We start from the raw sequence: 19859 nt of genomic DNA, 5'->3' as shown, positions 1-19859 counted from the left end.
GTAGGAGCCCACTGGTGGGCGATGCTGTTGGGGCCTGATGCCGGACCGGAGTGAAGGGCATCGCCCACAAGTGGGCTCCTACGAAGAGCGGCGGCGGATCAGCGGGAGGAGGTGTACTTCTCGCGGCGGATCTGGGAGACGGGCAGGCCGTAGTCCTTCAGGGCGGTGAAGGCGGCGTCGACCAAAGCGATGTCGCGGTCGGGGTGCGGGGGCCTTCGCGACAACTCCTCGCCGTAGAGCAGTTTGCTTCAAACCGAAGGTGCCGCTGGCGCCGTGCGCTTTCCCGTAGGAGCCCACTTGTGGGCGATGCTCCAGGGCTTGATGCCGGACCGGGGCGAAGGGCATCGCCCACAAGTGGGCTCCTACGACGAGCGGGGCGGATCAGCGGGAGGAGATGTACTTCTCGCGGCGGATCTGGGAGACGGGCAGGCCGTAGTCCTTCAGGGCGGTGAAGGCGGCATCGACCATGTTCGGGTTGCCGCACAGGTAGGCGATGTCGCGGTCGGCGTGCGGGGCCAGTTCGGCCAGGACGGCCTGCACGTGGCCGCTGCGGTCGTTCGGGCGGGGTACGGCGCGGGGCTGGCGGCTGAGGCAACCGTGGAAGGTGAAGCCGGGGTTTTCCTTCGCGAAGGCCTCGAACTCCTCGCCGTAGAGCAGTTCGGCTTCATTGCGCGCGCCGTACAGCAGCACCACCTCGCGGTCGCCCTTGGCCAGCAGCTGGCGGATCAGCGGCAGCATGGCGCGGTACGGGGTGACGCCGGTGCCGGTGGCCAGCAGCAGGTAACGGGGGTGGGTGTCGCCCGGTTGCAGGCAGAAGCGCCCGTAGGGGCCACTGGCCTCGATCGTCTCGCCCGGCTTGAGGTTGGCCAGCAGCCGGGTGGCCGCGCCGCCCTCGACGTAGCTCACGGCGATCTCGATGCGCTGGACCGGGGCGCTGCCGTCGCCGACGGTGCCGACCGAATAGCTGCGCTTGGTCGCGGTGCCGTCGTCGTAGTGGAAATGCACCTGCAGGAACTGCCCGGGCTGGAACGCCAGCGGCTGCCCGTCGACGCGTTCGAACACCAGGTGGCGCACGCTGGGGGCGAGCATGTAGCTGTCGACGAGACGGAGGGTGAAGTGGTCGGCCATGGGATTCCGGAGCGGGCGGCACGTCCGGCATGACCGGGCGGCGGGTAAACGGCCCCGTATAATAAAGGGCTGGCCCCCACGGTGCAGCCCATGTCATCTGTTCCCGCACTCGTCGTCGACAACCTGCGCAAGACCTACGGCAACGGCGTCGAAGCCCTCAAGGGCGTTTCGCTGACCGTCCAGCAGGGCGATTTCTTCGCGCTGCTCGGCCCCAATGGCGCGGGCAAGTCCACGCTGATCGGCATCCTCTCCTCGCTGGTCAACTCCACCAGCGGCGACGCGCGCATCTTCGGCGTGTCGGTCAACCAGCAGCGCAACGAGGCGATGAAGCTGATCGGCCTGGTGCCGCAGGAGATCAACTTCAACCAGTTCGAGAAGCCGTTCGACATCTGCGTGAACGAAGCCGGCTTCTACGGCATCCCGCGCAAGGTCGCCGCGGTGCGCGCGGAGAAGTACCTGAAAGAGCTGCGCCTGTGGGACAAGGCGCAGGACCAGGCGCGCATGCTCTCCGGCGGCATGAAGCGACGCCTGATGATCGCCCGCGCGATGATGAACGAGCCGCGCCTGCTGATCCTGGACGAGCCGACCGCCGGCGTGGACATCGAGATCCGCCGCTCGATGTGGCAGTTCGTCAGCGCCATCAACGCGGCCGGCACCACGGTGATCCTCACCACGCACTACCTGGAGGAGGCCGAGCAGCTGTGCCGCAACATCGCGATCATCGACCACGGCACGATCGTGGAGAACACCTCGATGAAGCGGTTGCTGGCGACGCTGGATGTGGAAACCTTCGTGTTCGACGTCAACGGCGTGCCCGCCGCGCTGCCGGCGATGCCGGGGGTGGTCGTGCGCAAGGTCGACGAGCACACGCTCGAAGCGGACATGTCGCGCCACCATGACCTCAACTCGCTGTTCGCCGCGCTGTCCTCGCACGGCATCACGGTGACCTCGATGCGCAACAAGACCAACCGGCTCGAAGAACTGTTCGTGCGACTGGTCGAAGGCGGGCGGGACAAGGCCGCCTGACATCGCCGCGTCCATACCCTGTAGGAGCCCACTTGTGGGCGATGCTTTTGGGCTTGGGTGCGGGATCAGAGCCAAGAGCATCGCCCACAAGTGGGCTCCTACGAAGAGCAGCAGCAGATTCCGGAGAACTCATGAGCAACGCTACGGCCAACCTGGTCGCCCTCCACACCCTCGTGCGCCGCGAGATCGTGCGCATCATGCGCATCTGGACGCAGACGCTGATTCCGCCGGCGATCACGATGACGCTGTACTTCGTCATCTTCGGCAAGCTGATCGGCAGCCGCATCGGCACCATCCAGGGCGGCTTCACCTACATGCAGTACATCGTGCCGGGGCTGGTGATGATGAGCATCATCACCAACAGCTACGGCAACATCTCCAGCTCCTTCTTCGGCGCCAAGTTCAGCCGCGCGGTGGAGGAGATGCTGGTCTCGCCGATGCCCAACTGGGTGATCCTGCTCGGCTACGTCACCGGCGCGGTCACGCGTGGCCTGGTGGTGGGCGCGCTGGTGCTGACGATCGCGCTGTTCTTCACCTCGCTGCACATCGCCCACCCGCTGGTCACCTTCTTCTCGGTGTTGCTGGGCGCGACGATCTTCTCGCTGGCCGGCTTCGTCAACGCGGTCTACGCCAAGAAATTCGACGACATCGCGCTGGTGCCGACCTTCGTGCTCACGCCGCTGACCTACCTTGGCGGCGTGTTCTATTCGATCAACATGCTGGGCGAGCCGTGGCAGGCGATCTCGCGCGCCAACCCGATCCTTTACATGGTCAACGCGTTCCGCTTCGGCGTGCTGGGCATCAGCGACGTGGACATCACGGTGGCGTTCGTGGTCATGCTGGGCTTCGTCGCGGCGCTGTCGATCGTGGCGCTGCAGTTGCTCAAGCGCGGCGTGGGCCTGCGTTCCTGACGCTTCCACCATGCGCGTCAACAAATACATCAGCGAAGCCGGCCTGTGCTCACGCCGCGAGGCGGACGAGTGGCTGGTGGCCGGCCGCGTCACCATCAACGGCGAAGTGGTCGGCACCGGCGCCAAGGCGCTGGAGGGCGACGAGGTGCGGGTCGATGGCGAACTGGTGCGCATGCGCGTGCTGGCGGCCACCCCGGCGGCGAAAAAGGCGACCTACATCGCGCTGAACAAACCGGTCGGCATCACCTGCACCACCGACCAGAGCGTGGCCGGCAACATCGTGGATTTCGTCGACCACCGCGAGCGCGTGTTCCCGGTCGGCCGGCTGGACAAGGATTCCGAAGGGCTGATCCTGCTGACCAGCAACGGCGACATCGTCAACGAGATCCTGCGCGCCGAGAACCGGCACGAGAAGGAATACCTGGTCGCGGTGAACAAGCCGGTGACCGACGCATTCCTCGCCGGCATGGCGCGCGGCGTGCGCATCCACGGGCAGATGACGCTGCCCTGCAAGGTGCGCAAGATCGCGAAATTCGGTTTCGGCATCGTGCTCACGCAGGGACTGAACCGGCAGATCCGCCTGATGGCCGCGGCGTTCGACTACCGCGTGACCCAGCTGCGCCGCGTGCGCATCGACAACGTACGCCTCGGCCACCTGCGCCCCGGCCAGTGGCGCAACCTCACCGACGCCGAGCTGAAAGGCCTGCTGCCCAGCCGCACGCAGTGGTGAGCCCCTGCTCTTCGTAGGAGCCCACTGGTGGGCGATGCCTTTTGGCGTGTGGGTCGATCGGAGCGAGGAGCATCGCCCACGAGTGGGCTCCTACGGGGGGTGGGCGCCCCGGCCCCGCCGACGCGGGGCTGAAGGGCCTGCCCCCCGGCCGCACGCGCCGCTCTTCGTAGGAGCCCACTGGTGGGCGATGCCTTTTGGCGTGTGGGTCGATCAGAGCGAGGAGCATCGCCCACGAGTGGGCTCCTACGGGAGGCGGGCGTCGCGGTCCCGCCGACGCGGGGCTGAAGGGCCTGCCGCCCGGCCGCACGCGCTGCTCTTCGTAGGAGCCCACTTGTGGGCGATGCCTTTTGGCGTGTAGGCCGATCGGAGCGAGGAGCATCGCCCACGAGTGGGCTCCTACGGGAGGTGGGCGTCGCGGCCCCGCCGACGCGGGGCTGAAGGGCCTGCTGCCCGGCCGCACGCGCTGCTCTTCGTAGGAGCCCACTGGTGGGCGATGCCTTTTGGCGTGTGGGTCGATCGGAGCGAGGAGCATCGCCCACGAGTGGGCTCCTACGGAGGGGGGCGTCGCGGCCCCGCCGACGCGGGGCTGAAGGGCCTGCCGCCCGGCCGCACGCGCTGCTCTTCGTAGGAGCCCACTTGTGGGCGATGCCTTTTGGCGTGTAGGCCGATCGGAGCGAGGAGCATCGCCCACGAGTGGGCTCCTACGGGAGGTGGGCGTCGCGGCCCCGCCGACGCGGGGCTGAAGGGCCTGCTGCCCGGCCGCACGCGCTGCTCTTCGTAGGAGCCCACTGGTGGGCGATGCCTTTTGGCGTGTGGGTCGATCGGAGCGAGAGCATCGCCCACGAGTGGGCTCCTACGGAGGGGGGCGGGCGAGGGGTCAGCGTTTGACTTCGCCCACGCGGAAGCGGCACACGTGCCCGCCGCGGATGATGCATTCCATGTGGTGGATGCGGCGGCCGCTGGCGGCCTCCATGTAGGCCAGGTCGAACTTGCATACCTGCGGCACGTTGCGGGCCAGGGCGTGGAACACGCAGTTGAAGGCTTCCACCTGCTGCTCCTGGCCGTGCCTGGCGACCACCGCCTCGTAGCCGAGCGCGTCGAGCTGGCTGGCCAGTCGCTGCACGACGTCGTCGTGGCTGGCTTCGGGCGGTAGCGGCACTTCGTGGCTGCCCAGCGTGCGGCCGAGGTCCTGCAGCATTTCCTCCAGCGCGGCCGCGCCGTAGCGTTCGCGCAGTTTGTCCAGCAGCGCGGTGCCGAGCAGGCCGTAGTTGCGCGGAAACAGTCCGCGCCCGTTCTCGGTAAGGCGAAAGCGCGCCTGCGGCCGGCCACCGGTGGCCCGCGCCTGCCCGCGGTCGACGAAGCCGCGCGCGAGAAGCGCACTCAGGTGCTGGCGTACCGCGTTGTGGCTGATGCGCAACCGCTCGCACAGCTCCTCCACCGAACAGCCCTCCGGCGCCATCAACAACTGGCGCAGCAGGCGCTGCTGGGTGGGCCCGAGCCGTGCGAGCGCGCTCATGCTCAGGCGGCCTTGTCCGGGAACTGCCTGGCGATCGCACCGGCCAGCGCGTCGGAAATCATGTCCATATGCGCCTGCATCGCCTCCCAGGTGGACTGCTCATGCTTCATGTCGCCCGCCATGATCTGCTGGATCTGCGTGGCATGGTGCGCCACGTGGGCGGCCATCAGGCCCTGCACGGCGTTCTCCGGCAGGTTCGGATTGGCGCCGGAGAGGAACTTCGCGATCTCGCCGACATTGGACTGCAGTTCCGCCATCGCCTTGCGCTCGGCGGCGGAATCGTTGGCGACGCGTGCGTCGGTCAGTGCCTTGACGCCGCCCCAGTGGGCGGCCAGCAACTCGAGCATGCGCGCGCCGGCCGGCTTGCCGTAGAAGCCGGCGACCGCATCGGCGATCTGCCTGGCATTGGCGACCACCGCATTGGCCGCGGCCCTGGCCCTGGCACTGTCATGGGCGTGAACGGCCAGCGCGTAGTCGCGGGTGTGCACGACGTGGCCGTGCCAGAGCGCGCGCATCGCGGCATCGAGCCTGGGGGCGGCGGGGACGGCGGACATCGGGGTTTGCGTCTGCATGGCCATCGCGGGCGTCGCCGCGGCGAAGGCGGCGGCGAGGACGAGGGCGGGCAGGCAGGTGGACGGTTTCATGGCGGATCTCCAGAAGGGTCGTCGCGGGTGCGACGGTGGAGAGTCTGGAGGGGCCAGATCTACGCGCAATGGATATATGTGTAAAGCCTCCCTCACCTCGCCTTTCGGTAGGAGCCCACTTGTGGGCGATGCTTTTTGGGTGGGCGTGATGGAAGAGCATCGCCCACGAGTGGGCTCCTACGGGGGTGCGAGGTAAGGTAGGGGTTTTCCGGTGGATGCATGCCCATGTCCTTACGTCATCGCCTGCTGCTTGGCGCCCTGCTCCCGTTCGCCGCCATCGCCGCCGAGCCGCCGGCGCAGCCGGTCGAGCACCCGGAGCTGCACGCCCTCGCCAGCGCCCCGAGCGAGGCCGAGCTGCGCGCCACGATCACCGCGCTGGTCGGCTTCGGCACCCGCCACACGCTTTCCGATACGCACTCGGACACCCGCGGCATCGGTGCGGCGCGGCGCTGGGTGAAGGCGCGTTTCGAACGCATCAGCCGCGACTGCGGCGGGTGCCTGGAGGTGGTCACGCCGTCGCAGAGCTTCACCGGCGAGCGCGCGCCCAGGCCGGTCGAGGTGACGGACGTGGTCGCCATCAAGCGGGGCAGCAGCGATCCGGAGCGCGTGATCGTGATCACCGGGCACCTGGATTCGCGCGTCTCCGACGTGATGGACACCACCCACGACGCCCCCGGCGCCAATGACGATGCCTCCGGCGTGGCCGCGCTGATCGAGGCCGCGCGGCTGCTGTCGAAGCAGGACAACCGCGCCACCCTGGTGTTCGCGGCGCTGTCCGGCGAGGAGCAGGGCCTGTACGGCGGCAAGGTGCTGGCCGACTACGCGGTGGCGCAGGGCTGGCGCGTGGAGGCCGACCTCAACAACGACATCGTCGGCAACAGCCGCGGCCAGAACGGCGTGCGCGACAACACCGTGGTGCGCGTGTTCTCCGAGGGCACCAAGAGCAACGAAACGCTGAAGCAGGCCGCGTTCCGCCGCTACCACGGCGGCGAGGTCGACTCGCCCTCGCGCAACCTGGCCCGCTACATGGACCGCCTGGCCGACGCCTACCTGCCCGATTTCGGCGTGCGCATGGTCTACCGCACCGACCGCTACGGCCGCGGCGGCGACCAGGTGCCGTTCCTGCAGGCCGGTTTCCCCGCGGTGCGGGTGACCGAGGCCCACGAGGACTACACGCGCCAGCACCAGGACCTGCGTCCGGGCTATGGCGACACGATCGACGGCATCGACTTCCGCTACCTCGCCCGGGTCACCGCGCTCGACGCCATCACCATGGCGAGCCTGAGCCGTGCGCCGGCGCCGCCCGCCGGGGTGGACATCGAAGGCGCGCTGGCCACCGACACCACGCTGCGCTGGCACAAGGTGCCCGGCGCGGCCGGCTACCGCGTGCACTGGCGCGACACCACCGCGCCGCGATGGCAGCACGCACGCGCGGTCGGCGACGTGGACCATGCCGTGCTCAAGGACGTGGTGATCGACGACTGGTTCTTCGGGGTGTCGTCGGTGTCGGCCGACGGTTACGAAAGCCCGGTGGTGTTCCCGGGCGACGCGGGTAGTTTCGAGCGCTCCCCCGCGGGGAGTTGAGCCGAACCCACCGCCTCTTCGTAGGAGCCCACTTGTGGGCGATGCCTTTTGGGGGGTCAGGCGAGGGGGGCGGGTCGATCGCCCACAAGTGGGCTCCTACGGGGGTGGTGCGGGGTCAGGCGAGGGGGGCGGGTCGATCGCCCACGAGTGGGCTCCTACGGGGGGTGGTGCGGGGGTCAGGCGAGGGGTGCGGGTCGATCGCCCACGAGTGGGCTCCTACGGGGGGTGGTGCGGGGTCAGGCGAGGGGGGCGGATCGATCGCCCACGAGTGGGCTCCTACGGGGGGGCGGGGTCAGGCGACGAGGCCGAGGTGGGAGGTGTTGGCGCGGCGTTCGCGGGCCGCGCGGGCGCGGCGGAGGGCGACCAGGCAACCCCAGGCGAGCGTCGCCAGGCTGAAGATCCCGGCGGCCGCGGCGATGTAAAGCAGGATGTGCACGACGCGTTCCTTGGAGGGCAGCTACCGCATCGTTAGCGGCAGGCCGTGAAAAAAACTTGAGCGCGCCTGCTGGCGCGCCCACGCCCTCGATTCTAGAAAGCCCGCGCCGAAACCGCGCCGCCGCAAACGAGACCTGCGTCTCAAAACCTCGGCTGCGCGTGCCAGCGCCAGGCGCTGGCGATGATCCCGGCCAGATCGGCATGCCGTGGCGTCCAGCCCAGCTCCTGCCGGGCCCGCGCGCTGGCGGCCACCAGCGTCGGCGGATCGCCGGCACGGCGCGGTTCCCAGTGGAACGGCAGGTCCCGACCGGTCACCTCGCGCACCGCCGCGATCACCTCCAGCACGCTGAAGCCTTCCCCGTTGCCCAGGTTGAAGCGGTGCGCGCCGGGGTGCACGGCCAGGTACTCGAGCGCGGCCAGGTGCGCGGCGGCCAGGTCGTCCACGTGCACGTAGTCGCGCACGCAGGTGCCGTCGCGCGTGGGGTAGTCGTTGCCGAACAGGCGCAGGGGGTCGCCGCTGCCGGCGGCCGCGCGCAGCGCGTTGGGGATCAGGTGGGTCTCCGGCTGGTGCGCCTCGCCGATCTCCGCCGAGGGCGTGGCGCCCGCCGCATTGAAGTAGCGCAGCGCCACCGAGCGCAGGCCGTACGCCGACGCCGCATCGGCGAGCATGCGTTCGACCATCAGCTTGCTGGCGCCGTAGGGGTTGATCGGCGCGGTCGGGTGGTCCTCGTCGATCAGCGGCTGCTGCGGCACGCCGAACACCGCCGCGGTGGAAGAGAACACCAGCCGCTCCACGGCCGCCTCGCGCATCGCCTCCAGCAACACCAGCGTGCCGGCGACGTTGTTGTCGTAATAGGCGTAGGGCCGCGCCATCGACTCGCCCACCAGCGACAGCGCGCAGAAGTGCATCACCGCGTCGTAGCGTTGCGCGGCGAACACCCGGCGCAGGGCCTCGCGGTCGCGGATGTCGGCCTCGATCAGCTCGCCCCAGCGCACGGCCTCGCGGTGGCCGGTGGAAAGGTTGTCCAGCACGGTGACGCGGTGGCCCGCCCCGGCAAGCCAGCGGGCCGCGTGTGAGCCGATGTAGCCGGCGCCGCCGCAAACGAGAATGTGGTGTGTCACGAAATGGATTCCTGTTGATGCAATACCCACGCCGCCGCCCTTCGTAGGAGCCCACTTGTGGGCGATGGTTTGATCGCGCCATTGCGAAGAGCATCGCCCACGAGTGGGCTCCTACGGGAGGGTCTGCCCGCCCTGCGCCGAGAGCATCGCCCACGAGTGGGCTCCTACGGGAGGCGGGTGGTGAGGGTGGCCAGGGCGACGCCGGCTTCGTTGGCGAGGATGTCGGGCCATTCGATCCGCGGATAGCCGCCGACCCGCCACTGCACGATTTCCAGCACCAGCCCCAGCGCCCCGACCAGCACGAACGTCCAGCCGCGACGCAGGGCCAGCCAGCCGCCGGTGGCGACCAGCGCGAACAGGCCCACGTGCGCGGCCACGTCCAGCCAGCCGACCCGCGTGCTGGGATGGCCGGGCAGGCAATAGGCGACGCTCAGGGCCAGCAGCCCCAGCCCGCCCAGGACCACGCCGACGCGGCGGCCGGCCGGTTCAGCCACGCCCGTACACGTCTTCGAAGCGCACGATGTCGTCCTCGCCCAGGTAGCTGCCCGACTGCACCTCGATCAGCTCCAGCGGCAGCCGGCCGGGGTTTTCCAGCCGGTGTTTGACGCCGAGCGGGATGTAGGTGCTCTGGTTCTCCGAGAGCGTGAGCACTTCCTCGCCGCGGGTGATGCGCCCGGTGCCGCTGACGATGATCCAGTGCTCGGCGCGGTGGTGGTGCATCTGCAGGCTGAGCGAGGCGCCCGGCTTGACCGTGATGCGCTTGACCTGGAAGCGGTCGCCCACGTCGATCGAGTCGTAGCTGCCCCACGGGCGGTACACCTTGCGGTGCGTGGCCGGTTCGGCACGCCCTTGCGCCTTGAGCCTGGCGACGATGCCCTTGACGTCCTGCACGCGGTCCCTGTGCGCGACCAGCACGGCATCGGCGGTGTCGACCACCACCACGTCTTCCAGCCCCAGCAGCGCGAGCAGCCGGCCCTCGCCCCAGGCCAGCGTGTTGCGGCAGTCCTGCGCCACCACGTCGCCGTGGTGCGCGTTGCCCTCGCCATCCTGCTCGGCCACTTCCCACAGCGCCGACCAGCTGCCCAGGTCGTTCCAGCCCACGTCGATCGGCAGCACCGCGGCCGCGTCGGTGTGTTCCATCACCGCGTAGTCGATCGAGTCGGCCGGGCACGCGGCGAAGGCGGCCTTGTCCAGCCGCACGAAGTCGGCGTCGCGCCTGGCGCCCTCGACCGCCGCGCGGCAGGCCTCGAGCATCGCCGGCTGCTGGCGCCCGAGCTCGGCCAGGAACACCGACGCGCGGAACAGGAACATGCCGCTGTTCCAGACATACTCGCCCGAGGCGACGTACTGCTGCGCCGTGGCCGCGTCCGGCTTCTCCACGAACTGCGCCACCTGGCGCACGCCCTCGCCCACCTCGGCGCCGGCGCGGATGTAGCCGTAACCGGTTTCCGGGCCCGCGGGCACGATGCCGAAGGTAACCAGCCGCCCCTGCGCCGCGGCCGGTTCGGCCCGGCGCACGGCGGCCTGGAAGGCAGCCGCATCCTTGATCACGTGATCGGACGGCAGCACCAGCAGCAGCGGATCGGCGCCCTCGCGCGTGGCCTGCAGCGCCGCCGCGGCGATCGCCGGCGCGGTATTGCGCCCGACCGGCTCCAGCAGGATCGCCGAGGGCACGCAGCCGACCTGGCGCAACTGCTCGGCCACCATGAAGCGATGCTCCTCGTTGGCCACCACCATCGGCGCCGCCGAAGCCAGCGGCGCGATGCGCAGCCAGGTCGCCTGCAGCATGGTGTCGGAGCCGGCCAGCGGCAGGAACTGCTTCGGATACGACTCGCGCGACAACGGCCACAAGCGCGTGCCCGAGCCACCCGAAAGAATCACCGGAATCATCGTTCTCAATCCTTCAAGACAAGACCACCATCATTGTAGGAGCCCACTCGTGGGCGATGCTCCCGGCCGCCCAACTGACGGCCCGACACCATCGCCCACCAGTGGGCTCCTACGAAAAGCGCATTCCGCGACCAGCCAACGGCCGGCGACACGACCGCACGCTCACGCCACCACCGGCGCCACCCCGCGCCGGGACCACGCAAACACCTGCTCCACCCCCTGCCGCAACGGCATGCAGGGCGCCCAGCCCATGTTATTGAGCCGCAACCCTTCGGCCACAGTCCGCGGCGGCTGCGCCGCCGAGGCATCGAACACCAGCCGCCCCGCATAGCCGACCACCTCGGCCACCATCCGCGCCAGGTCGGCAAACGCCGGCGCCTCGCCGCCGTCGACGTTGATCGGCATCTCGCCGCCATCCCGGCGCATCAGGAACAAGGCCGCGTCGGCAAAGTCGTCCACGTGCAACCACGCGCGCGCCGGATGCGATTCCACCGACACCTGCGGCGCCCCGACCCTCCGCGCCCGGTAAAGCCGCTGTACCAGCGCCGCCACCACGCCCGCCCGCGCGCCCTCGCCGTCGCCCGGCCCGTACAGCTCGTCCGGCACCATGCTGATCGCATCGAACCGGTACTGGCGCCGATAGACCTGGCACATGCGGATGCCGGCCATCTGCGCCAGCGCCTCGCTGCCCTCGCCGGGCTCGACCACCGCCGTCAGCAGCGCGCCCTCGCGCAGCGGCGGCAGCGCACCGGCCGGAAAGATCCGCGAGGAAGCCAGGAAACACAGCTTGCGCACATCCGCCCGCCACGCGGCATGGATGACGTTCGCCTGGACCGCCATGCTCTCGCGCACCGCCTGGTCCGAACCGGCCTCGCCGCGCCCGGTGGTGAGGAACACGTACTCCGGCCGCTCCTGGAACAGCACCCGCTCCACCGCCGCCGCGCGGGTGAGGCCCACCTCGCCGGGCAGGACTACCCGCACATGGCTGAAGCCCGCCGCTCCTAAGCGACGCGCCACCGCACCCGCCACCCAGCCGCATTGCCCCGTAATGAGGATGCGCGCATCCAGGTCCATGACATCCTCACTGATGTGTGCGAACCGAAGACCGGCTCAAACCAAAAAAAATTCGAAAGCTCAGCGTACTGCGCTGTCTAGCTTAATCACGCTGCCGTAACTTCAGACCACAATATAAGTTGGATCAACTAGCGACACCGCGCCAGCGACGAAACCGCTCTTCCAGCAAAAGTCGGATTATCTTCGGAGCGCCTAATGCATACCTTCGCCACAAGCGTTTCGGGTTAGTCATCAGTCGAAATAGCCACTCAAAGCAAAGCAGCTGAATCCAATTCGGTGCCCGCTTCTCCTCACCGGATAGAAAAAGCAGGGAAGCGCCAACGCACAGCGCCACCCCGGTAGCCTTGCCCGAACGTTCTATGTGCGCCGCAAGAAGCTCCTGCTGGGGCGACCCCACAGCAAGAAAAATAATTTCCGCGCGCGCCTCAATTATTGACTTAACGGCCTTTTGGACTAATGTGGCGTCGCTGATAAAACCATGGGGTGGGTTGTGGTGAATAAGATTCGACAGGTGAAACCGGCCTTTCAAGGCTTCTATCGTTCGCTCGCTTCCGCCAATCACACACACTCGCATGGATGCCAATAATCCGCTTTCAAATAGCTCTCTCGTTAAGTCGCTGCCAGTAACGACTTGTAGTCTGCCCATCCCTACAAGCCTGACCAATAGCGCAAGCAAGCGACTGTCACACAAGCACAGTCGAGCCTTGAGATAAACCGACGCTACCGCGCGGTCTGCATTCGCCCGGACGACATGATCTATATTAGGCGTAGTTACGTACTTGAAAGGCCCGGAAGCCAGTGTCATGACCTCCCGTTTCGCGTCTTCCATACCCATTTGGTTGAAAGGCATACCGAGGAGGGTAAAGCGTTGGTGCATATCTGGAGAACCTGCTCGCAGTTCCGGCATCACGCAGGCCTATGTCGCGGCTCAGATACCAAACCGTTCAACGCAAGATTCTTAGAGGAGTTGGCCATCCCATTTTCCAGGAGGCCCATCTTGCCCAGAACAGTCGCGTAAACGTCCCTGATCGAAACGACACCCCCCTGGATCGGAAAGGACGAAGCGAGGACGCCGTCCATAATGGGTTCATCAGGGCAGTAGCCATGCTGGCTTTTCATGGTGCGAGACCACCCCCAAATTGTTTTTCCGAAGACCCAACCAGGCTTTAGGCTAAAGATGTCATCTCCAAAGCGATTGTCAGAAAAAACTAGCCCGTGCCTTTCAGCGAGCGCAGGCTCGATAAAGAACCCATAAGGCTTTTCCTTCAGTACGCTAACGACCCTTGAATACATCGCATCATCGGAACCCTCACGCCACAGCCTGATGTAAGTTCCATCAATCACATGAAACACCTTCTTGAGCTTGGCGCCTGCTAGGCGCACTTCTTCATACGGGTCCAAAACGGTCTTGACATCAGCGTGCCCGTGGTCGCTCCAAGCCAAAACCTCTGGTTCTTCGCCGAAGGACTCACAGTAGTCTTTATAAGCTGCATTCAAGACGTTGTTTAGGCGCTCAAATTCCTTGTTAGCTTCTCGAGACATTTGACCATGCTTGTGGGAAAAATGATCTACGTCGCCCAAGAACCAATAAGTGACAGGTGCAGTACCAGAATGCTTATGCCTGGCTAATATCGCACTTTCTTCATGACTCGACTTATCGAACCCGACCAAGTCGAGTTCTACCGAATGGTCTCGCAAAACATCGAGAAACCCTTTTTGACCTTCGATGTATCCGTATTCGTCATAATTCTTCCACTCCGTAACCGTAAGGTCGGCCAGGTCGCGAGTCCGAACATTTACAGGCCGTGGCACGCCAAAAAACGACGTATTCGCCGAACGCACATCCTTGATAAAAAGCCGATGCGCCAAAACCCTGATCGGCCAAGAGTCAAAAATCCTAAAGCCGAGCAATCGCGCGAACTTACTAAATATTCCCCTACCCTTCTTGCGCTGCCAGACAAACCAGTACGCGTGCTCTGAGGGCATAAGGCCGGTGTACATTGATGCATGGCACGCAATGCTGTAACCGAACTCGCCCTTGAGTCTCCTCTTTTCTGGGAGCCTCGCCAGCAATTCGAGCTTGTCAATTGCATCGGGCCTTAAACCATCCAGAAATATCAAAAGCAGAGGTTTTCTTTTCGCAACCATCTTGGCTCTCCAAATTCTAAAGCTTTAGACCAAAAACGTATTCATAGATTGAACCCGGAAATCAGTTCCCTAGTCTTGTTCACGATCGTCTCCTGGCCGAATCGCTCTGAGGCACCCATGCGTGTTTCGATGCACAACTTCCCATATTCTTCGGAGGAAATAGACGCGAGCGATGCAAGGTTTTCAAGCAACGACAAATGATCACCCGTCTTGTGGAAGAACACGCCGGGCAATCCGCCAAATGCCGCAATGTGGGCCGGGATATCTGACACAATGCAAGGTATGCCGCACCCAAGGGCTTCCAACACTGATAGTGGAAGCCCCTCGTTTCGAGAGGGGAGGATATTGCAGTAGCTCGACGTGAGAACCTCCAGTTTTGATTCTGCGCTAACCCAGCCAGGCAAATCCAAAACGTTACTGAGCTCCTCTGAGCGTATTTGCGATCGAATTGTGTTTAACGCGCCGTCACCAAACGCCCTAATTTTGATTTTGCGTAGGTTGTCACGCCGCAACACTCTCGCAGCATCTAAAACAGTGTCAATGCCCTTTCTGAAACCCACGCGCCCAAGAAAGGTGACCACCCTTTCGGCTTCCTGTTCCCAAGCGCTCAAAAGACGCCTGGCGTACACCGAATCTGCGATGCTTGCGTCAATTGGATTTGCCAAGACGACTAGCTTATCGCTGATCTCAGGTGCCAATTCTGCGAGAACTTCTTTCCAATACGCAGATAACACAACAATGCGGTCGACGCCGCTGCGGGCGAGGGAGAATCTAAGAAGCGCGCTCCTGAATGACCCCGCTGGCGGCAATTGCGCCGCATGCAAATGCAAGACAGCGCGCGCCCCGCTTCGCCTTTTCGTGACCCAAATGTACGCAGCCTTCCGTAAGATGCTTTTCCATTCGCTGGCGTGCACCCAAACCAAACTAACGTCAGCCAAACGGTACACAAGGTATGTAAGAAATTTTGTCGCTTGGTAAGCGTATTTCCTTACGCCAGGCGCCTCTATAAACGATAAGTAAAGCTCAACATCCCATCCCAGCGATCGCAGTACCCCTTGCTGCCACCTAACGTACTGACTGACCCCTCCCGGCGTCCGTTTCGGACAGGGCGAAACTATTACGCAGCGCATTGGCTTCATACAAACAATTCTTGAAATACGGAAATTGCATGGAGCTCACGGGTTACGTCATCGCCCCTCCAAACTTTTTTTAGGAGCTCTACGTGGATAGACCATTCAATTCCGAAGCAAGCGCTAATCGAGCCGCAGCTGAAAGCTTTTTTTACTAAACTTCTTCCAGCGCTTGACTTAAAGGCCTTTGCCAACCGTAGAAATGAAAGGTAGCGTGTTGCGAAAGACGCGTTGTCGGGAAGCGCCGAAGGAGGACTCTCATATGCAAGATGCCCTCGAATTACCTCGACCAGTCGCGAGTAGACGGCCTGGTCGACGGCCGAGGGATCCTGACCGTCCCAGCCAGTAGGGGCAAGGCCTTGACACAAATCTAAGGTTGCACCACCAACGACCACCTCGCTAGGTATGTTGGCAACCGATTTGATCGCTCGGTTCCATATGTCGATTTTGGCCTGGATGGTATTGGCGCCAGTCAGTCTCGCAAGCTGCACGTACTTGTTAACTAAAAAAATCAGTATTTCCCAGCCAGGCACTCTCGCCGCGTGAGCTAGTTCAGGCTGCCCTGTTACGGAGACGCTCCTGAACATCAAGTCGTAATGCATCAGAGTCATCAACTTGCATTGTTTAATTCGCGCGTATGTTTTTTGCGACATCGATGCCATCGAAAGGTCGATTCCGAGCGAAGAGGATCTATCCCGTAGGCGCTGCTTTACGAGCTTGTAACGGAACTTCCCACGCGCGCCTCGGGTTATGACGAAGATTTCTAGGTCAGAGCCCGCAGTTTGACGGGCTGGACTCGGAACTACTCCAGTCCCCCTCCCGAAGCTTCCAGCAACAATTACGCCGGCATCACTATTAGCCTGCGCGACCAAACTAGCGACCTCATCGACTAACGGTGGCAGCCGGAACGATCCTTGGATCAACTGCACTGCCCCCTCTGCCTGACACGCATGCACCATAACCGACTCCAATAACCGCCCAGATCCACACACTCGAGTTTGTGTCCGCAAATGAGTTTTCGGTGATCGAAACTATTAACAAGAATGAACCGGCCATCAAACACAGCCGACCCTGCCAGGTACTTCGCAACCTGCGCCCCTTAAGGTACGTCGCGAGCGCCATGCCGAAATAGCTAGTCAAACCGACGGCACCATAGTTGTATAGAAAACGAAGATAATCGTTGTGCGGTTCCGAAACATCTAGGGTTGCGTTGTGAGTTATCCACTCCTTAGCAGCCCCGCTTCCTTTGCCTAAAGGAAGCTGCCAAGCAGAAATTGACTTCAACATTTCCTCCCATATTTTTAAGCGCCAAAGAATGCTTGAGTCACCTTTCTTGGCTAACATGTAAACACCGACGATCACAGCCCCGCTAACAAGCGCCGCAGCGAATAAAGCAGATCTGGCGAAGCTTTTGGATCGGATGGTTGCTGCAAATGCGCCGAATAGGGCTGCAATCGTGGCCCGCGACCCGGCCAGCAGGAGCGTGTAGGCTGCGGGAAGGTACCAGTGCGCTGACTTCACGCGGAACCGTGATGTGGAAAACACTACTAGCAATAGGAATCCGAGCAGCTCTGATAGCGCATTAGGGTGTGCGGAAAAGCCCACGGGCAGACTTAGCGCACGCGCTTGATCGCCATAGCCCCACTCGATGACGTAGCTATTCCCGAAAACGAAGAAAGTTATCAACGCGTACCCGCTATAAGCGACCATCGCCTTTAGCGCATACGCGCGCACCACTTGCCTTGCTTGATCTGTCGGGTACCTAAGCCCTAGCGCATAGAACGCGAAGAAAACTACTGCGTATAACCAAAGATGAAGTAAGTCTGAGAGGTCCTCCCAGCTTATGTATCCCGAAATTGCAAGACTGGCGCTCCAGCCGGTTGCTGCTGCGGGCGCGATAATGATAAACAGCCAAGGCCAGAGGCTTGCACTAATGGCTGGCCCGCGGCGATGAGCTCCCCATATGACGGTTATTGCGCAGACAATCAGGAGTAGCGCTGTTCCGTCATTAGCGTTCAGGCCGGAGGCTCGCAACTCGCTTAAAGCTGAAACAAAAGGACGGACTAGTAGGAGCAAGAAGAGCAGCTTAAGATTTTTCATGGCTGGCAGTGGCTAGGCCTAATCCGACTCGCCTAAGGGCCTTAAGTGATAGATGTATAGGCAGGAAAAGTTGGAACGGCAACGACAACCGACAAAAGAACCACCAAGCCAATGGAAGCTTAAACTGCCTAATCGCACGAGCTAGCTCGTGGGCCATCTTTCGGTCCCAAAAATGCACTCTTTTACGTTCTGACTCAAACGATTCCCGTAGTGATTCGGAGAGCAGATTCCAGGCTTCTGGCGGCGCCGAACCATACACATGCGTCGTTGAGTCGGTGCGGTCAATTTCCACGAGGGCCGCCGGACAAACACAGGTTTTTCCATACCTAGATGCCCTTATCCAAAGATCTAGATCCTCGCCGAACTTCAACCGCGGGTTAAAAAGGGAAGGCAGACGCATTCGCGGCTTCCTGAATGCTACGGTTGATGAGCAGATCCTGAGCGACTTGGGCACAATCCAATAGTCTTGGTAGGACACCAATTCGGGGCGCCCAATCAAACCGAGCACGGATAGCTGCACCGGCTTCAAATTGATTCGCTCTCGTCCACTTACGACGCGATGCCCAACGCCGAAGACTTCGACACCTGGGTAATGCTCCGCCAGTTGCTTCATCACTGTCGCGACGTCACCAACCCAATAGTCGTCCGCGTCTAGAAAGCACACAAGGTCACCTTCGGCTAATTCATACCCAAGGTTTCGCGCCATGGACACGTTTTTGAATTCCCGGCGATGCAGCCGCACACGGGCGTCCGTGCGGCAATACTCATCTACTATTCTGGCGGAATTATCAGTAGAGGCATCGTCCACGACTACTACATCGCCGACGCTCGGGTACGCAAGTATCGAATCCAGGGTTCTCCCGATTGTTGTCTCTTTATCGTGTAAGGGAATAACCACGGAAACTTTGCTTTTCACAACTATGCCGCTCTCGATCATTGGATCGCCAGAAGTGCTGGGTACCTCTAGCGCAGAAAGGGGGTCCCAGCGACTCATCCTCTGACCGGCAGCGCGCGACGCAATACTGTGACGACCAAGGGACGGGGATTTGCGGCTAGTAGAAGGCTTGCGGCCGGCCGGGTGCCAAGCAAGGACGTCGAAGCCCTCATTACGTAAATGGCCATTACCACATCCATGGAAAACACTGCTAAGCCCGCATTGGTCAGATCGCCCGATCTCGTCAGCAGTAGATAGGCTGCCGCGAGTGCCAATGCTGCCGCCAGAACATAGATCAAGGCGGCACGCACGTGTCTGTTCGTAGCCTTGAGAACAATCAACGCGCCGTACCACAGCACGCTTGTCATGGCCGATGCCAAAAGCCAGGCGAACAACTTTGAATCCATGTGCACTCTGCCGTGGGTCCAAATATTCAAAATTGACTCGCCAAGAATCGCTAATCCCGCCGCGCAAATGAACGCCATCCATATCCCGGCCCTAAGGATGTGGATGAAAAGTATCTGCATGAGGTTTTGATTTCCGGCACCAAAGGCCGCAGCCAGCTCTGGTTCTGCTGCATTGCTAACAGCTGCGATTAGCTGGACCGTTAGCCGAGTGAGCGTACGCAGCGTCGAAAACACAACCACTGCCAGTGGCCCGAGAACCGCACCAACCACAAGCACCATTCCTTGGATGTTTAATGCCTGCGCTAAAGGAACAGCCGTATTCGCCATTGCCGGCTTCAGTAGCCGGCGCAGTTCGGCAACCTTAGCGCTTGCAACGCTAAACCGTAACCATCTATGCCGGTATATCAGCAATATTGCGCACGCCAGCGTAGCGATAGCACGAACGGCCAGGAATATTGCAGCAGCAACAACTGGACCGCTCCCAAGCGATGCCGCAAGCCATACTCCGGAAAATTGGACTAATCGGCTGGTGCCGTTCAACGCGATGTGAAGTGCATAATCCCCGTTAGCGTAAAATCCGGCATGGCATACGCCGTTCAGCAATCCTGCAAACACCTGTGCCACCAATAGACAGAGAACCCACTTTGCCTCGCCTGGGCTTATTGCCTGAAAGTGCCACAGTTTTTCGAAGGGTAAATTCCAGATCACGGCGACGCTGAGTGCGAGGCCGAGTGAACTCACTAGATATAGTAGGGTAGCCAGGCTTTGGAATACGGTTAGCGCACCCTGCTGATCGCGACGACTGACTCGTGCGGCAATATCGTTGCCTGCTGAATGCGCGAATCCGAGATCGGTTATGGCGAAGTACGCGGGAATTGCGAAAAGAATTAACCATTCACCATAAAGCTGGGCACCCCATGCGTGCAGCAAGAGGGGAACACCGACTAATTGAACGGCGATTGCGATTGTTTGCCCATAAGCGTTGGCGCTGAAGCCTTTGAGCAGGCGTCGCGTTATAGTTATATCCATTGATTGGGCTTTTCCGATCTGAGCTGCGTTCTTCAAGTTCGTTGAGCGCCA

19 protein-coding genes are annotated in these 19859 nt (G+C 62.9%); 4 read left to right on the top strand and 15 right to left on the bottom strand.

Going from position 1 to position 19859, the window contains the following annotated elements; all coding sequences use genetic code 11:
• Window positions 1-98 precede the first annotated feature (98 nt).
• Both LQ771_RS15955 and LQ771_RS00085 read right to left on the bottom strand, forming a co-directional pair.
• Window positions 99-224: a hypothetical protein gene (locus tag LQ771_RS15955; RefSeq protein ID WP_255674208.1), complete on the bottom strand. Its 126-nt coding sequence runs from the start codon at window positions 222-224 to the stop codon at window positions 99-101.
• Window positions 225-381: 157 nt separating this feature from the next.
• Window positions 382-1128, bottom strand: a complete 747-nt coding sequence (locus LQ771_RS00085; protein ID WP_231350377.1) for a ferredoxin--NADP reductase — start codon at window positions 1126-1128, stop codon at window positions 382-384.
• A gap of 90 nt (window positions 1129-1218) precedes the next feature.
• On the opposite strand from LQ771_RS00085, the gene LQ771_RS00080 reads away from it, so the two are divergent.
• The 3 genes from LQ771_RS00080 to LQ771_RS00070 all read left to right on the top strand — a co-directional run bounded on the left by LQ771_RS00080 (window position 1219) and on the right by LQ771_RS00070 (window position 3795).
• Window positions 1219-2154 carry an ABC transporter ATP-binding protein gene (locus tag LQ771_RS00080; protein ID WP_231350376.1) on the top strand — a complete coding sequence of 312 codons (936 nt, stop codon included), beginning with the start codon at window positions 1219-1221 and terminating at the stop codon, window positions 2152-2154.
• A 131-nt stretch (window positions 2155-2285) separates the two neighbouring features.
• Complete coding sequence (locus LQ771_RS00075; RefSeq protein WP_231350375.1) at window positions 2286-3065, top strand: ABC transporter permease; 780 nt, start codon at window positions 2286-2288, stop codon at window positions 3063-3065.
• A 10-nt stretch (window positions 3066-3075) separates the two neighbouring features.
• Window positions 3076-3795 (top strand): pseudouridine synthase, encoded by a 720-nt coding sequence (locus tag LQ771_RS00070; protein WP_231350374.1) that lies wholly within the window; start codon window positions 3076-3078, stop codon window positions 3793-3795.
• 877 nt (window positions 3796-4672) lie between these two features.
• Here the strand turns inward: LQ771_RS00070 and LQ771_RS00065 are convergent.
• Both LQ771_RS00065 and LQ771_RS00060 read right to left on the bottom strand, forming a co-directional pair.
• Window positions 4673-5311 carry a helix-turn-helix transcriptional regulator gene (locus LQ771_RS00065; RefSeq protein ID WP_231350373.1) on the bottom strand — a complete coding sequence of 213 codons (639 nt, stop codon included), beginning with the start codon at window positions 5309-5311 and terminating at the stop codon, window positions 4673-4675.
• A gap of 2 nt (window positions 5312-5313) precedes the next feature.
• Window positions 5314-5955: a hypothetical protein gene (locus LQ771_RS00060; RefSeq protein ID WP_231350372.1), complete on the bottom strand. Its 642-nt coding sequence runs from the start codon at window positions 5953-5955 to the stop codon at window positions 5314-5316.
• A gap of 225 nt (window positions 5956-6180) precedes the next feature.
• Here LQ771_RS00060 and LQ771_RS00055 point away from each other — a divergent pair, with 225 nt between their 5' ends.
• A complete protein-coding gene (locus tag LQ771_RS00055; protein WP_231350371.1) occupies window positions 6181-7539 on the top strand; it encodes a M20/M25/M40 family metallo-hydrolase in 1359 nt (452 codons plus the stop codon).
• 292 nt (window positions 7540-7831) lie between these two features.
• On the opposite strand, the gene LQ771_RS00050 is transcribed toward LQ771_RS00055, so the two are convergent.
• The 11 genes from LQ771_RS00050 to LQ771_RS00005 form a co-directional block, all read right to left on the bottom strand.
• The gene (locus tag LQ771_RS00050; protein ID WP_231350370.1) at window positions 7832-7975 is read right to left on the bottom strand and encodes a hypothetical protein; all 144 of its coding nucleotides are present in this window, start codon (window positions 7973-7975) and stop codon (window positions 7832-7834) included.
• Window positions 7976-8115: 140 nt separating this feature from the next.
• On the bottom strand, window positions 8116-9096 hold the full coding sequence (galE, locus tag LQ771_RS00045; RefSeq protein ID WP_231350369.1) for a UDP-glucose 4-epimerase GalE: 981 nt from the start codon (window positions 9094-9096) through the stop codon (window positions 8116-8118).
• A 164-nt stretch (window positions 9097-9260) separates the two neighbouring features.
• Complete coding sequence (locus tag LQ771_RS00040) at window positions 9261-9590, bottom strand: hypothetical protein (protein WP_231350368.1); 330 nt, start codon at window positions 9588-9590, stop codon at window positions 9261-9263.
• Window positions 9583-10995 (bottom strand): mannose-1-phosphate guanylyltransferase/mannose-6-phosphate isomerase, encoded by a 1413-nt coding sequence (locus tag LQ771_RS00035; protein ID WP_231350367.1) that lies wholly within the window; start codon window positions 10993-10995, stop codon window positions 9583-9585. The genes LQ771_RS00040 and LQ771_RS00035 overlap by 8 nt, the downstream gene beginning before the upstream one ends.
• A gap of 153 nt (window positions 10996-11148) precedes the next feature.
• Complete coding sequence (locus LQ771_RS00030) at window positions 11149-12060, bottom strand: NAD-dependent epimerase/dehydratase family protein (protein WP_231350366.1); 912 nt, start codon at window positions 12058-12060, stop codon at window positions 11149-11151.
• A gap of 124 nt (window positions 12061-12184) precedes the next feature.
• Complete coding sequence (locus tag LQ771_RS00025; RefSeq protein WP_231351941.1) at window positions 12185-12967, bottom strand: WecB/TagA/CpsF family glycosyltransferase; 783 nt, start codon at window positions 12965-12967, stop codon at window positions 12185-12187.
• The gene (locus LQ771_RS00020) at window positions 12967-14208 is read right to left on the bottom strand and encodes an alkaline phosphatase family protein (RefSeq protein WP_231350365.1); all 1242 of its coding nucleotides are present in this window, start codon (window positions 14206-14208) and stop codon (window positions 12967-12969) included. Before LQ771_RS00020 ends, LQ771_RS00025 begins: the two co-directional genes overlap by 1 nt.
• 41 nt (window positions 14209-14249) lie before the next feature.
• Entirely contained in the window at window positions 14250-15038 is a 789-nt protein-coding gene (locus LQ771_RS00015) for a glycosyltransferase family 4 protein (RefSeq protein WP_231350364.1), read from the bottom strand.
• Between the two features lie 1182 nt (window positions 15039-16220).
• Window positions 16221-17438, bottom strand: a complete 1218-nt coding sequence (locus tag LQ771_RS00010; RefSeq protein ID WP_231350363.1) for an O-antigen ligase family protein — start codon at window positions 17436-17438, stop codon at window positions 16221-16223.
• Window positions 17425-18375 carry a glycosyltransferase family 2 protein gene (locus tag LQ771_RS16035; protein ID WP_425491289.1) on the bottom strand — a complete coding sequence of 317 codons (951 nt, stop codon included), beginning with the start codon at window positions 18373-18375 and terminating at the stop codon, window positions 17425-17427. The genes LQ771_RS00010 and LQ771_RS16035 overlap by 14 nt, the downstream gene beginning before the upstream one ends.
• Before the next feature lie 53 nt (window positions 18376-18428).
• Window positions 18429-19844 carry a lipopolysaccharide biosynthesis protein gene (locus LQ771_RS00005; protein ID WP_231350362.1) on the bottom strand — a complete coding sequence of 472 codons (1416 nt, stop codon included), beginning with the start codon at window positions 19842-19844 and terminating at the stop codon, window positions 18429-18431.
• Window positions 19845-19859 lie beyond the last annotated feature (15 nt).

The sequence above is a fragment of the Frateuria soli genome (assembly GCF_021117385.1).
Lineage (GTDB): Bacteria > Pseudomonadota > Gammaproteobacteria > Xanthomonadales > Rhodanobacteraceae > Frateuria_A > Frateuria_A soli.
The sequence above is the reverse complement of the archived record's forward strand: the minus strand, read 5'-3'. Positions and strand labels throughout refer to the sequence as shown.

Bases quoted from the DNA above. Each gene is read 5' to 3' on its own strand.
- LQ771_RS00025 (WP_231351941.1), bottom strand. From the start codon at position 12,967: ATGCCGGAACTGCGAGCAGGTTCTCCAGATATGCACCAACGCTTTACC.
- LQ771_RS00060 (WP_231350372.1), bottom strand. From the start codon at position 5,955: ATGAAACCGTCCACCTGCCTGCCCGCCCTCGTCCTCGCCGCCGCCTTC.
- LQ771_RS00055 (WP_231350371.1), top strand. From the start codon at position 6,181: ATGTCCTTACGTCATCGCCTGCTGCTTGGCGCCCTGCTCCCGTTCGCC.
- LQ771_RS16035 (WP_425491289.1), bottom strand. From the start codon at position 18,375: ATGATCGAGAGCGGCATAGTTGTGAAAAGCAAAGTTTCCGTGGTTATT.
- LQ771_RS00085 (WP_231350377.1), bottom strand. From the start codon at position 1,128: ATGGCCGACCACTTCACCCTCCGTCTCGTCGACAGCTACATGCTCGCC.
- LQ771_RS00080 (WP_231350376.1), top strand. From the start codon at position 1,219: ATGTCATCTGTTCCCGCACTCGTCGTCGACAACCTGCGCAAGACCTAC.
- LQ771_RS00010 (WP_231350363.1), bottom strand. From the start codon at position 17,438: ATGAAAAATCTTAAGCTGCTCTTCTTGCTCCTACTAGTCCGTCCTTTT.
- LQ771_RS00075 (WP_231350375.1), top strand. From the start codon at position 2,286: ATGAGCAACGCTACGGCCAACCTGGTCGCCCTCCACACCCTCGTGCGC.
- LQ771_RS00030 (WP_231350366.1), bottom strand. From the start codon at position 12,060: ATGGACCTGGATGCGCGCATCCTCATTACGGGGCAATGCGGCTGGGTG.
- LQ771_RS00065 (WP_231350373.1), bottom strand. From the start codon at position 5,311: ATGAGCGCGCTCGCACGGCTCGGGCCCACCCAGCAGCGCCTGCTGCGC.
- LQ771_RS00020 (WP_231350365.1), bottom strand. From the start codon at position 14,208: ATGGTTGCGAAAAGAAAACCTCTGCTTTTGATATTTCTGGATGGTTTA.
- LQ771_RS00070 (WP_231350374.1), top strand. From the start codon at position 3,076: ATGCGCGTCAACAAATACATCAGCGAAGCCGGCCTGTGCTCACGCCGC.